Genomic DNA, 13,209 nt, shown 5'->3' on the forward strand with positions numbered 1-13,209 from the left:
TGGCGCGCCAATCAGCGCGCCACGATCACGCCGATCACGTTCGGCGCGGCCATGTATTTCTCCTCGATCGCGGCCCGCGCGGCGGCGCGGTTCTCCGGATTGAGGATGCCGCGCTTCTCGGCCAGGATCATCCAGCAATAGCCCCACCAGTCCGTCAGCATGCCCTGATCGTCGACCAGGTCGTAGCCCTGCTCGGCGGCAAAGATCCGCGCATGCGCCTCATCGAGCGAATCGAGCCAAGCGTGATCCTCCAATGAGAACAGCTCGTCGCTGAAATCGTCGGTGGTGTAGCCCCAGATCGACATGCAGACCGCGTTGAACTCGCGATCGAGCTGATCGTCGTCGATCGGCTGGCGCCGCGAGGCCTGGTGCAGCCGCGACAGCGAGCGCGCGAAATCGGCAATCCGGGTCAGGGCGAATTGATCAAAGGCGATGGTGGACATGTAGTCCTCGCGGAGACTTGGAGACCATAGATATTGTGTCGGCGCAGGCGCCGAATCACAATGATATATCAGAGACTTGCTAAAGTGTTCTTAATTCGTTCTGATGGGTTAATAGATCATCCCTCAGGCGTCGTCTGGCGAAAGCCAGGACCCATTACCCCGGCTGCTCGACATATTGCGAGCTTGGGCCCATCCATGAGCGCAGCAAGCAACTACTATGTCTACGTCCTCGCGAGCCGTCATCACGGAACGATCTACATCGGCGTCACCAACGATATTCGCCTGCGGCTCGAACTGCATCGTTCGGGCCGAGGCTCTAAGTTTGTCTATAAATATCGGGTCTTCCGTCTCGTTCACCTCGAGGAATTCGAGACACCGCAGGAGGCCATCGCCCGCGAGAAGCAGCTGAAGTTCTGGAAGCGCGATTGGAAGATCAAGCTGATTGAAGCGGAAAACCCGGATTGGAACGACCTGTCGGGCCTCATTTGACGATTGGGGTAATGGGTCCTGGCTTTCGCCAGGACGACGAAGCAGGCATCATCACTCGGTCGCGCGGATGGCAGCCCCCGCAAAGCAATTCGGGCCGCTGAGTGATGTCAGCGGCCCGTTGAAAATTGCTTCGGTATGAAATGCGTCGGAGCTTGAAAAATATGCCCGCCCCACGAGCGACAGGTGTGTTTGTAAAGAACTCGTTAAGCCTTGGAAATCCGTATCACTCCGGTGTTTCCGAACGCGCGCGAAGCCGCGTTGCGCGGCGGCTCAATTCGCTGCCGACAGCAGCTTGTCGCCGCAGGCATTGGCGTAGAACTTGCCGCCGCATTGCCGCTTGATGGCGGCGCAACGCGCGGCCGGCGATGCGTTCTGCTTGACGCTGAAGCCGCACGTCAGGCCGTCGGCGCTGCGGCCCGGTCTGCCCGCTGCATAGGCTGCGCTGGTCGCCGTGATGCACACGACGAGCAATGCCGCGGCCGCGATTTCAATCAGGAGTCTCATCACGCATCCTCCGCTAAATTGTCGCGAAAGCCCGGCTTTCAGGGCCCATCGTAGCATCGGCGGCGGGTGTCCTGAAGGGTTCCCGGAGCGGCCCGGTCCTTGCATAAAATCACGGCAGCGCTGTGTACGGCCTTGTTCCGGACGGTTTCGGTTGCCATGCAACGCGCGTATCATTGCGTCGGAGCATGAACGGGGAACCGCGGATATCGGAATTTCCGGGGACCATGCTCGAACAGGAGATGAGATCGTGATCATCGCATCACGATCGGCTTGAACGGCAGGGATTGGGCGCGTTGCAGGAACAGACAAACTACCCGGCATTGAACCAGCCGATCGACGAGCTGGCGCTGACCGAGATCAAGGGCGCGATCCTTGCCAAGCTCCGGCTTGCGATCGGCAAGGACGCCACCGTTGCGACCCGGCGCGACTGGTACAAGGCGGCGGCGCTGGCGCTGCGCGACCGCATCGTGCACCACTGGCTGACGGCCGAGAAGCAGAGCTACGACGCCGGCGCCAAGCGCGTCTATTATCTCTCGCTCGAATTCCTGATCGGCCGGCTGTTCACCGACGCGCTGAACAATATGGGATTGCTGCCGCTGTTCGAGGCCGCGCTCGGCGACCTCGGCGTCGACCTCTCTGACCTGCGCAAATGCGAGCCGGATGCAGCGCTCGGCAATGGGGGCCTCGGGCGGCTCGCGGCCTGCTTCATGGAGAGCATGGCGACGCTCGCGATCCCCGCGACCGGCTACGGTATCCGTTACGATTTCGGCCTGTTCCGCCAGATCATGAACCAGGGCTGGCAGCAGGAATATCCCGACGAATGGCTCGCCTTCGGCAACCCCTGGGAATTCCAGCGGCCCGAGGTGGTCTACAACGTCCACTTCGGCGGTCATGTCGAGCATGTCGACGACCGCGGCCGCGACCGCGCCACCTGGCATCCGGCGGAAACCGTCGAGGCGATGGCGTACGACACGCCGATCGTCGGCTGGCGCGGCCAGCACGTCAACGCGCTCCGCCTCTGGTCGGCGCATGCGCCCGACCCGCTCGAGCTCGACGTCTTCAACACCGGCGACTACGTCTCGGCGAGCGCCGAGCAGGCGCGCGCGGAAGCGATCTGCAAATTCCTCTATCCGAACGACGAGAGCGCGGCGGGCCGCGAGCTCCGCCTGCGCCAGGAATATTTCTTCGTCTCGGCCTCGTTGCAGGACCTCGTGAAGCGGCATCTCGCCTCCGATGGCGGCCTGCGCAACCTCGCGCAGAAGGCGGCGGTGCAGCTCAACGACACCCATCCGAGCCTTGCGGTCACCGAGCTGATGCGCATCCTGGTCGACCTGCACAATTTCCGCTGGGACGAGGCCTGGAAGATCACGGTCGCGACCCTGTCCTACACCAACCACACCCTGCTGCCGGAGGCGCTCGAGACCTGGCCGGTCGAACTGTTCGAGCGGTTGCTGCCGCGGCATCTGGAGATCATCTACCGCATCAACGTGGCGCATCTCGCGCTCGCCGAGGAGCGCTTCCCCGGCGACATCGAATACCGCGCCTCGGTCTCGCTGATCGACGAGCGCAGCGGCCGCCGAGTGCGCATGGGCCAGCTCGCCTTCGTCGGCTCGCATCGCATCAACGGCGTCTCCGCGATGCATTCCGACCTGATGAAGGAGACCGTGTTCCACGACCTGCATCACCTCTATCCGTCGCGCATCACCAACAAGACCAACGGCATCACCTTCCGCCGCTGGCTGATGCTGGCCAACCCGCGACTGACCGCATTGCTGCGCGAGACCTGCGGCGAGGCCGTGCTCGACGACTTCTCACTGCTCGAGCGGCTCGAGACCCATTCGAGCGACCTCGAATTCCAGAAGCGCTTCCGCGACGTCAAGCATCACAACAAGCTGTCGCTGGCGCGGCTGATCGGCGAGCGCAACCACATCAAGGTCGACCCGTCGGCGCTGTTCGACGTGCAGATCAAGCGCATCCACGAATACAAGCGGCAGCTGCTCAACATCCTGGAGACCATCGCGCTGTATCACGCGATGAAGGACGATCCGGGTGCGAACTGGGTGCCGCGGGTAAAAATCTTCGCGGGCAAGGCGGCGGCGAGCTACCGCTACGCCAAGCTGATCATCAAGTTGATCAGCGACGTCGCCGAGGTCGTCAACAATGACGCGTCGCTCGGCGGCAGACTGAAAGTCGCCTTCCTCGCCGACTACAATGTCAGCCTCGCCGAGGTGATCATCCCCGCCGCCGATCTCTCCGAGCAGATCTCGACCGCCGGCATGGAAGCCTCCGGCACCGGCAACATGAAGCTCGCGCTGAACGGCGCGCTGACCATCGGCACGCTCGACGGCGCCAATATCGAGATCCGCGACAATGTCGGCGAGGAGAACATCGCGATCTTCGGCCTCGAAGCCGGCGACGTCATGGTTCGCCGCAAGCAGGGGCTCGATGCCAGCGACATCATCCGCAAATCGCCGCGGCTCGAGCGCGCGATCCGCGCCATCGAGAGCGGCGAGTTCTCGCCGGGCGATGCGGCGCGCTTCGCCTCGATCGGGCACGCGCTGCGCTACCTCGACCACTACATGGTTTCGGCCGATTTCGATTCATACTATGCCGCGCAGCGCGGCATCGACGACCGATGGCAGGTACCCCCGGCCTGGACCCGCGCCTCGATCCTCAACGTGGCGCGCATGGCGTGGTTCTCCTCCGACCGCACCATCCGCGAATATGCCGAGGACATCTGGCACGTGCCGGTGCATCCGAACGCCTCGCCGCAGCTCGGCAATCAGCGCGAGGCGAAGGGCTAATCCCGGGACGCGGAAATCGATGACGTCCGACGTCATTGAATTCGGCACCCTCGCCGCGATATTGCATGTCGAGCGTCATTCCGAGCGTAGCGCGGCTGTCCATTGCACCCCACATGCGGATCGACGGATTGCTTCGGCCTTCGCTTAGGCTTCGGCGGACAAGTCGTCGCCCAATGACCGCGGCACAGTTTGGTATTTAGGGAATTGCATGCTCACCAAGGCTCCGCACCTCTTCGATGAAGCCACCGCCGTGACTGCCGGCGACAGCCGCTGGCAGGGACGGACCAGCCCGGATTACTGGGCGTTCGTCGGCCCGTTTGGCGGCTGCACCGCCGCGACGATCCTGCGCGCCCTGATGCAGCACCCGCAGCGCGCGGGCGAGCCGCTGGCGCTGACGGTGAATTACTGTGCGCCAGTCGCCGAGGGCGTGTTCGATCTGGACGTCCGCCTGGTGAGAAGCAACCGCTCGAGCCAGCACTGGTCGATCGAGATGACGCAAGGCGGCGGCGAGGTCACGACCTTGGCGACGGCGGTGTTCGCCGAGCGCCGCCCGTCGTGGTCGCACCAGCCGGCCGAGTTTCCCGGCGCGGTGCCGTTCGAGCAGCTGCGGCCCTATCCAAAGCTCGCGATGACCTGGGCCAACCAGTATGACTTCCGCTTCGCCGAGGGCGAACCCAAGCTTAACGGCGGCGCCGCGAAGCAGCCCTTGAGCCCCTACTCAAAACTCTGGATCGCCGACCGCGTGCCGCGCAAGCTCGACGCGCTGTCGCTGATGTCGATGTCGGACGCGTTCTTCGGCCGTGTGTTCCATGCGCGGCAGGAGCTGGTGCCGTTCGGCACGGTGTCGCTGACGACCTATTTCCACGTCGATGCCGCCGACCTGGACGCGGAGAATACCACCCGCGTGCTCGCCACCGCCGATGCCAAGAACTTCCACAAGAGCTATGGCGACCAGCACGGCGAATTGTGGTCGCCGTCCGGCCGCCTGCTCGCCACCACGACGCAGATCGCCTATTTCAAGGCGTAGTGCGTTTCCGAGCGAAGCCTGTCCCGCACTTGATGCGGGATGGGCACCGGTTCGCGGTGAAGAGAACGCGTCAAATCTGGACGCACGCCGCAACTATCCACATGGCCGGATTGGACCGGGTTGCCTATTTCAGGGGTTGAGGGAACATTGGCGGGTCGCTTCTGTTCCACGCCTTTGGGAGCCCCGCCGCATGTCCGAAGCCGACAACTCAAAACATCAGCGCATCGCCCTGCTTGGCGTTCCCATCGAGATCGGCGCGTCGCAGCCCGGCCCGCTGATGGGCCCGGACGCGCTGCGCACCGCAGGCATCGCGCGCCTGCTCGAGCAGCTCGACTTCCACGTCGATGATCACGGCAACCTTGCGATCCCGGCGGTCCTCGCCGACGGCCCGGCGCCGGCGAACACCAAATTCTACGACGAGGTGAAGACCTGGACCCGCGCGCTCTCGGAGCGCGCCTACTGGCTGGCGCATTCCGGCGCGATCCCGATCTTCATGGGCGGCGACCACTCATTGTCGATGGGGTCGATCAACGGCGTCGCGCGCTACTGGCAAGAGAAAGGCCGGCCGCTGTTTGCGTTGTGGGTCGACGCGCATGCCGACTACAACACGCCGGCCACCACCATCACCGGCAACATGCACGGCATGTCGGCGGCCTTCCTGTGCGGAGAGCCTGGGCTCGACGATTTGCTCGGCGGGCTGCCGCGCGCCTCGATCCCGCCGGATCAGCTCGACCTGATCGGCACCCGCTCGGTCGATCCGCTGGAGCGCAAGCTGCTGCGGCAACGCAACGTCTCGATCGCCGACATGCGCCAGATCGACGAGTTTGGCGTCGCCGTGCTCACGCGCCGCGTCATCGACCGCGTCAAGGCGAAGAACGGCGTGCTGCATGTCTCGTTCGACGTCGACTTCCTCGATCCCGAAGTCGCGCCCGGCGTCGGCACCACGGTGCCGGGCGGCGCGACCTATCGGGAAGCGCATCTGATCATGGAGCTGCTGCACGATTCCGGATTGGTGCGCTCGCTCGACATCGTCGAGCTCAACCCGTTCCTCGACGAGCGCGGCCGCACCGCGCGCGTCGCGGTCGAATTGATCGGCAGCCTGTTCGGATTGCAGATCACCGATCGCCAGACCCCGAGCAACGCGGTGCTGCCGGAGATGGGGGAGTAGCTGGTAGTCAGCGCGTAGCACGCACCCCGCCAGTCCCGTCATCCTGAGGAGCGCCGCAGGCGCGTCTCGAAGGATGCACGGCCCGGCCGGTGGCCGTCGACCCTTCGAGACGCGCTTCGCGCTCCTCAGGGTGACGGATCAAGTTAGCATCGCGCGCGACAGAGTAATCAAAACAAAAAGGCGGCCACCAGGGCCGCCTTTTCAAATCGCGAGATCAGCGCGAGCGGCTTACTCCGCCGCGAGCTTCACTTCCGGCGCGGCGGCGCGGACTTCGGCGTCGACCTGTGCTTCGAACTTGGCGAAGTTCTTCTGGAACATGCCGACCAGCGCACGCGCGGTCTTGTCGAACTCGGCCTTGTCGGCCCAGGTCTTGATCGGATCGAGGATGTGCGGCTCGACGCCCGGCAGCGAGGTCGGCACCGCGAAGCCGAAATACTTGTCGGTGCGGAAATCGGCATTGCGGAGCGAGCCGTTCAGCGCCGCGGTGAGCAGCGCGCGCGTCACCTTGATCGGCATGCGGCGGCCGGTGCCGTACTTGCCGCCGGTCCAGCCGGTGTTGACCAGCCAGCAATCGACATTGTGCTTGGCGATCAGCTCGCGCAGCATGTTGCCGTAGACCGACGGATCGCGCGGCAGGAACGGCGAACCGAAGCAGGTGGAGAATTCCGGCTGCGGCTCGTTGCCCAAGCCGCGCTCGGTGCCGGCGACCTTCGCGGTGTAGCCGGACAGGAAGTGATACATCGCCTGCGCCGGCGTCAGCTTGGCGATCGGCGGCATCACGCCGAAGGCGTCGGCGGCGAGCATCACGACGTTCTTCGGATGCGGCGCGCAGCCGGTGCGCGAAGCGTTCGGGATGAAATCGAGCGGATAGGCCGAGCGGGTGTTCTCGGTCTTCGAGCCGTCGTCGAAATCGGGCACGCGATCACTCGCACCGAGCACGACGTTTTCCAGCACTGCGCCGAAGCGCTTGCTGGCGGCATAGATTTCCGGCTCGGCTTCGCCGGATAGCTTGATGCACTTGGCGTAGCAGCCGCCTTCGAAATTGAAGACGCCGTCCTCGCTCCAGCCATGCTCGTCATCGCCGATCAGCGTACGCTTGGGATCGGCCGACAGCGTGGTCTTGCCGGTGCCGGACAGGCCGAAGAAGATCGCGGTGTCGCCGTCGGGGCCGACATTGGCCGAGCAGTGCATCGGCATCACGCCCTTCTCGGGCAGGTAATAGTTCAGCGTGGTGAACACGCTCTTCTTCATCTCGCCGGCATATTGCGAGCCGCCGATCAGGACGATCTTGCGGGCGAAATCGATCGCGACGACGTTCTCCGACTTGCAGCCGTGACGTTTCGGATCGGCGCGGAAGCTCGGCAGGTCGATGATTGTCAGCTCCGGCACGAAGCCCGCGAGCTCTGACGTCTCGGGACGAATGAGAAGCGTACGGATGAACAGCGAGTGCCAGGCGAGCTCGGTGAAGACGCGGGTCTTGATCCGATGCTTCGGATCGGCGCCGCCGTAGAGATCCTGCGCGAACAGCGTCATGCCTTCGGCATGCTTGAGGAAGTCGGCATGGAGCGTCGCGAACTGCTCCGAGGTGATCGACTGGTTGCCGGCCCACCACATGTTCTTGTCGGTGAGATCGTCGCGGACGGTGAACTTGTCCTTCGGGCTACGGCCGGTGAACACACCGGTGTCCGCGCAGAGCGCGCCGTCGGCCGAGAGCACGGCTTCGTTGTTGCGCAACGCGTGCTCGTAGAGCTGCGGCGCACCATAGTTCCAATGCACGCCCTTGAGATTTTTTAAGCCGAATTTGTCGGCGCCGAAGGCACCGTTATGCACGCCCGTCTCTTGCACGAAGAACCTCCTCGAACCCGCGTATCCTTGTTCGCGCGAATATCGCTAGTCGCGCTCCGCCGCGGTGACCGTCATCGGAATATAGCCTCTCGGCCCCGGTCCGGCGACCTAATAGTGGGGATCGCCGGGCTTGCCAAGCCAGTCGGATGGCTTTTGGTTGATTCCGAGGCAGGCACATGATCTGGCGCAAATACCGCAGCGCGAAACGCTTTCGCTTTGTTTTCGCTTTCTCGTCGTTTTCGCAGCGGTCGGGCGACGTTTCATAGCCTTTCGCGCTGCGCGCAAGGCGTTGCGATGCACAAAGAGTGCCAGCGATCGGCTTGTGTCTGCGCTGAGCGCAGCAGGAGGCACAGAGAATGCCGGGTATGCATTTCGCGCTGAGGATGTGTCGTTGAGATCGACTGCCGCGAGTTGAGGCGGCGCTGCAGTGCCGGGCCTGTCGTCCACGATCGTGTTGCACGCGGATAGCACCACTTGGTCGGTGTTGAGCTGCATTCGATCGAACTCAACACCACGCCGTCGAAGCTGGGTTACTTCAATGCCCGGCGGCGGCAAATGTTCCGCAGCGCGAACTGCGTTCGGCGGCAGCGCGATCACCGGCCGCTGCGATCGATGGTAACGCAATCAACGCGCGGCAACTCTCCGTCAGCGCGGTTGAACCTCGCGATCCCGCCGATTTTCCGATGCAGCAGCGCAAGCAATTCTGGCACGCGCATCGCGCCCGTCGGCAACCATAACGGCGCCGGCACGAAATGATCGCGCTGTCAGAAACGCCACACCGGCTTCGGCAACCATGCGCGGAAGCCGCATTGTGCGACACCATGCCTCGCCGCGCGCAGCACCGCCGTCCGGTGCCGTCGGGTCGCGCTCGCCATGCTCCGCTATCCCTTTCCTTTGGCGCGTGCTTCGCCGGCGAGCCGCACCAGCATCTTGCGCAGCTCGGTGCCGCTTGTGACCCGCTCCGGGAAATCGAGCCGCAGCGTGTCGCGACCGGCCTGCATGTCCATGCCGTCGGGGTCGCAGCCGGTGCACAGCCAGTCGGCACTTTGCGCGCCGAGCAGCCGTGTCGCGTAGAGGTTCATGGCCTCGCGGTGATCCTCGTTCATATGCGCGACCGCGCCTGGCTCGGCCTCCAGCAGCGCGTCGGCGCCACCGAGGTCGGTCAGAAACTGCGCAGGGCTGAGGTCGACGATCCGGCCGAACCCGGCCACCAGATGCGCGCCGCTCGGCCGGATCACGAAGAACGAGAAATCCTTAAATTCTACAAAAGCTTCCGCCGACGGATGGGCGCCGAGGTAGCGCCGTTGGGCGAGCTCCCGCTCGGCGTCCGCGACCTCCTCCGCCCGCCCCGCCAGCATGATCCGCGCGCCTTCCAGCGGATCGCCTTCGACACGCTCGTCCAGCATCAGCGACACCCTGCTGTCGGCCAGAATGTTCTTCGTGTGCAGCGCCAGCCGGGAAATCAGCAGGATCGGCGCGCCGTCGGGGTGGCTCGCCAGATTGACCAGGGAGCAATAGGGATCGCCGGAGCCGGCCATCAGCGTCGCGAGCGCGCCCTGGCGGCTGCGGCGGAGCAGCGAGCGGGCAAGGTGGGCAGGGTCGAAGTCGGCGGTCGGTTGCATGGGCTTATCGGGTCATTTTGAGGGCGAATCGGGCGGTTCCCGTCGAAAAAAGGGCCTTTTCTCACGATCTCAGGGTGCTATATGGGGTCCAACGCTTGGGTCGCAGAGCGTCTTTTGCGGAACTCGGTCACACTTCAGCCCAGCTTGCATTGCTCGTTGACCGCGTTCGAAGCCCATATTCTACGGCGAGTCGCCAGAGTGCCCGCCGTCCAAGCCACTCTCATTGTGAAAGCAGCTCATGCCCACAATCGCCTTGGTCGACGACGACCGCAACATTCTCACGTCGGTCTCGATCGCGCTCGAAGCCGAAGGCTATCGCATCATGACCTACACGGACGGTGCGTCGGCGCTGGATGGATTTCGCACCTCGCCGCCGGATCTGGCGATCCTCGATATCAAGATGCCGCGCATGGACGGCATGGAAACCCTGCGCCGGCTGCGCCAGAAGTCCGACCTGCCGGTGATCTTCCTCACCTCGAAGGATGAGGAGATCGACGAATTGTTCGGCCTGAAGATGGGCGCCGACGATTTTATCCGCAAGCCGTTCTCGCAGCGCCTCTTGGTCGAACGCGTCAAGGCCGTGCTCCGCCGCGGCCAGCCGAAGGATCCGACCGCCGCGCCGAAGGAGCCGGACGCCCGCGCGCTCGACCGCGGCCTGCTGCGGATGGATCCGGAGCGCCACACCTGCACCTGGAAGAACGAGCCGGTGACGCTCACCGTGACCGAATTCCTGATCCTGCAGGCGCTCGCCACCCGCCCCGGCGTGGTGAAGAGCCGCAACGCGCTGATGGACGCGGCGTATGACGACCAGGTCTATGTCGACGACCGCACCATCGACAGCCACATCAAGCGGCTGCGCAAGAAGTTCAAAGTGGTCGACGACGACTTCGAGATGATCGAGACGCTGTACGGCGTCGGCTATCGCTTCAAGGAAGCCTGATCTGCGCTACCGGAGCGGCTTGTTGACTGACAGGCTCCGCACGGCTGGGGTAAGCTTGGGCGACTGTCTGCTTCGCGGGACGACATCCATACCAACCGGCAGCTTTGCCAGTGCTTGATCGAACGCAGCTCGAGCAAGGCCAGAACACCGAGGACGCGTCGCAGCTCCTCGATCAAGAGGTCGTGGCCGACGATCTGGCGCGGGACAAAGGCTGGCGCCGACCGCTCGGCTGGCTGCGCCGCGCCGGTCAGTTCTTCTTCGCGCTGTCGTTCTCGAGCCTGACGCGCCGCATCGTCTCGCTCAACCTCGCCGGCCTCGTCGCGCTCGTCGCCAGCATCCTCTATCTCTCGCAATTCCGCGCCGGCCTGATCGAGGCGCGGACGCAGAGCCTGCTGGTCTATGCCGAGATCATCTCGGAGGCGATCGCGGCGTCCGCGACCGTCGAAGGCAATACCGTCACCATCGATCCCGATCGCCTGCTCGACCTCAAGCCCGGCGAGAGTTATGGCCAGCCGGATGAATCGGCGGATTTTCCGATCAACCCCGAGCGCGTCGCGCCGGTCCTGCGCCGCCTGATCGCACCGACCAAGACGCGGGCCCGCATCTTCGACCGCGACGGCGGGCTGATCCTCGACAGCCGCAACCTGTTCGCGCGCGGCGACGTGCTGCGCATGGAGCTGCCGCCGCCGTCGGAGAAGCCGTCGCTGTATGAGAAGACCAAGGCCACGATCAAGACCTGGCTCAACCGCGGCGACCTGCCGATCTACCGCGAACTCGGCCCGGAAGGCGGCAAGGGCTATTCCGAAGTCGCGCAATCGCTCGAGGGCATGAAGGGCAGCGCGGTGCGCGTCACCGATCGCGGCGCGATCATCGTCTCGGTTGCGGTTCCGGTGCAGCATTTCCGCGCCGTGCGCGGCGCATTAATGCTGACGACGCAAGGCGACGACATCGACCAGCTGGTGATGTCCGAACGCCTCGCCATCCTCAAGATCGGCGGGGTCGCCTCCGCCGTCATGATCATGCTGTCGCTGCTGCTGGCGAGCACGATCGCGGGCCCGGTGCGGCGGCTCGCCGAAAGCGCCGAGCGCGTCCGTCACCGCATCCAGACCCGCGTCGAGATTCCCGACTTCACCGGACGCCGCGACGAGATCGGCCATCTCTCCGGCGCACTGCGCGACATGACCAACGCGCTTTATAGCCGCATAGAGGCGATCGAGATGTTCGCCGCCGATGTCGCCCACGAGCTGAAGAACCCGCTGACCTCGTTGCGCTCGGCGGTCGAGACGCTGCCATTGGCGCGCAACGAGAACAGCCGCGCGCGGCTGCTCGCCGTGATCGAGCATGACGTCAAGCGGCTCGACCGCCTGATCTCCGATATCTCCGACGCCAGCCGGCTCGACGCCGAATTGCAGCGCCAGGACATGGCGCCGGTCGATCTGCGCCGCCTTCTGACCACGCTGACCGGCGTCGCCAACGAGACGAGGCTCGGCCACGACGTCGCCGTCGAAGCCCGCTTCGAGGGCCGCGGGCCGACCGACACACTCTCGGTGCCCGGCCATGATTCCCGGCTCGGCCAGGTGATCTCGAACCTCTTGTCGAATGCGCAATCATTCTCCAAGCCGGGCGACAAGGTGCGCATCATCTGCCGCCGCACCCGCGGCGAGGTCGAGATCGTGGTCGACGACGACGGCCCCGGCATCGGCGAGGACGCGCTGGAGCGGATCTTCGAGCGCTTCTACACCGACCGGCCGCACCAGGGATTCGGCCAGAACTCCGGCCTCGGGCTCTCGATCTCCAAGCAGATCATCGAAGCGCATGGCGGACGCATCTGGGCCGAGAACCGCTTTGGTCCCGCGGACGCAGACGGCAAGCCCACGGTCGCCGGCGCCCGTTTCGTGGTCAGGCTGCCGACGCTATGAGCGACAATTCAAGCGTGCACGCATCCGCCGTTCTGGTCGGCGAGCGTGCGGTGCTGATCCGCGGCCCGTCGGGGGCCGGCAAGTCGCGCCTCGCCTTCGATCTGATTCTCGCCGGACGCACCGGAGCGCTTCCGCCGGCCATTTTGGTGGGGGATGACCGTGTCCATCTCGACACAGCCGGCGAACAATTGTGGGTTCGCCCGGCACGGCAATTGGCCGGTCTGATCGAGATACGAGGCCTCGGAATCCGCCATTGTGCGTTCGCCGGCGAGGCCGTCGTCGGCCTGGTCGTCGACCTTGCTGCCGACGACGCCGAGCGGCTGCCGCCGCCCGAGGCGCTCAAGATCAGCATAAATGGTGTTTCAATACCGCGAATTCCCGTACCGGCCGGCTTCCAACCCCTGCCGCTGGTTGTCGCAGTGCTGACGACAACCTGAAAGTTCATGTT

The 13,209-nt window shown here is 64.6% G+C and carries 12 protein-coding genes; 8 read left to right on the forward strand and 4 right to left on the reverse strand.

The window, feature by feature from the left end; translation table 11 throughout:
* Positions 1 to 11: 11 nt before the first annotated feature.
* The gene (locus XH92_RS40385) at positions 12 to 443 is read right to left on the reverse strand and encodes a hypothetical protein (RefSeq protein WP_194456996.1); all 432 of its coding nucleotides are present in this window, start codon (positions 441 to 443) and stop codon (positions 12 to 14) included.
* 195 nt (positions 444 to 638) lie between these two features.
* Between XH92_RS40385 and XH92_RS40390 the strand changes: the two genes are divergently transcribed.
* Entirely contained in the window at positions 639 to 932 is a 294-nt protein-coding gene (locus XH92_RS40390; RefSeq protein ID WP_194456997.1) for a GIY-YIG nuclease family protein, read from the forward strand.
* Positions 933 to 1,202: 270 nt separating this feature from the next.
* Here the strand turns inward: XH92_RS40390 and XH92_RS40395 are convergent, their stop codons facing one another.
* Positions 1,203 to 1,436 (reverse strand): hypothetical protein, encoded by a 234-nt coding sequence (locus XH92_RS40395; RefSeq protein WP_194456998.1) that lies wholly within the window; start codon positions 1,434 to 1,436, stop codon positions 1,203 to 1,205.
* 284 nt (positions 1,437 to 1,720) lie between these two features.
* On the opposite strand from XH92_RS40395, the gene XH92_RS40400 reads away from it, so the two are divergent.
* The 3 genes from XH92_RS40400 (at position 1,721) to rocF (ending at position 6,435) form a co-directional block, all read left to right on the forward strand.
* On the forward strand, positions 1,721 to 4,240 hold the full coding sequence (locus tag XH92_RS40400) for a glycogen/starch/alpha-glucan phosphorylase (protein ID WP_371817898.1): 2,520 nt from the start codon (positions 1,721 to 1,723) through the stop codon (positions 4,238 to 4,240).
* A 208-nt stretch (positions 4,241 to 4,448) separates the two neighbouring features.
* Positions 4,449 to 5,267 carry an acyl-CoA thioesterase II gene (locus tag XH92_RS40405; protein ID WP_194457000.1) on the forward strand — a complete coding sequence of 273 codons (819 nt, stop codon included), beginning with the start codon at positions 4,449 to 4,451 and terminating at the stop codon, positions 5,265 to 5,267.
* A 190-nt stretch (positions 5,268 to 5,457) separates the two neighbouring features.
* Positions 5,458 to 6,435 carry an arginase gene (rocF, locus tag XH92_RS40410; protein WP_194457001.1) on the forward strand — a complete coding sequence of 326 codons (978 nt, stop codon included), beginning with the start codon at positions 5,458 to 5,460 and terminating at the stop codon, positions 6,433 to 6,435.
* A 228-nt stretch (positions 6,436 to 6,663) separates the two neighbouring features.
* On the opposite strand, the gene XH92_RS40415 is transcribed toward rocF, so the two are convergent.
* Positions 6,664 to 8,280, reverse strand: coding sequence for a phosphoenolpyruvate carboxykinase (locus XH92_RS40415; RefSeq protein ID WP_194457002.1), 1,617 nt, complete (start codon positions 8,278 to 8,280; stop codon positions 6,664 to 6,666).
* 474 nt (positions 8,281 to 8,754) lie between these two features.
* Between XH92_RS40415 and XH92_RS40420 the strand changes: the two genes are divergently transcribed.
* Complete coding sequence (locus tag XH92_RS40420; protein ID WP_194457003.1) at positions 8,755 to 9,036, forward strand: hypothetical protein; 282 nt, start codon at positions 8,755 to 8,757, stop codon at positions 9,034 to 9,036.
* A gap of 125 nt (positions 9,037 to 9,161) precedes the next feature.
* Here the strand turns inward: XH92_RS40420 and XH92_RS40425 are convergent, their stop codons facing one another.
* A complete protein-coding gene (locus XH92_RS40425; RefSeq protein WP_194457004.1) occupies positions 9,162 to 9,902 on the reverse strand; it encodes a HugZ family protein in 741 nt (246 codons plus the stop codon).
* A gap of 238 nt (positions 9,903 to 10,140) precedes the next feature.
* Between XH92_RS40425 and XH92_RS40430 the strand changes: the two genes are divergently transcribed.
* The 3 genes from XH92_RS40430 to XH92_RS40440 all read left to right on the forward strand — a co-directional run bounded on the left by XH92_RS40430 (position 10,141) and on the right by XH92_RS40440 (position 13,198).
* On the forward strand, positions 10,141 to 10,842 hold the full coding sequence (locus XH92_RS40430) for a response regulator transcription factor (protein ID WP_016843287.1): 702 nt from the start codon (positions 10,141 to 10,143) through the stop codon (positions 10,840 to 10,842).
* Positions 10,843 to 11,024: 182 nt separating this feature from the next.
* Entirely contained in the window at positions 11,025 to 12,761 is a 1,737-nt protein-coding gene (locus XH92_RS40435) for a stimulus-sensing domain-containing protein (RefSeq protein WP_371818114.1), read from the forward strand.
* Positions 12,758 to 13,198 carry an HPr kinase/phosphorylase gene (locus XH92_RS40440; RefSeq protein ID WP_194457006.1) on the forward strand — a complete coding sequence of 147 codons (441 nt, stop codon included), beginning with the start codon at positions 12,758 to 12,760 and terminating at the stop codon, positions 13,196 to 13,198. Before XH92_RS40435 ends, XH92_RS40440 begins: the two co-directional genes overlap by 4 nt.
* Positions 13,199 to 13,209: the final 11 nt, after the last annotated feature.

The sequence above is a fragment of the Bradyrhizobium sp. CCBAU 53421 genome (genome assembly GCF_015291625.1).
Taxonomy (GTDB): domain Bacteria; phylum Pseudomonadota; class Alphaproteobacteria; order Rhizobiales; family Xanthobacteraceae; genus Bradyrhizobium.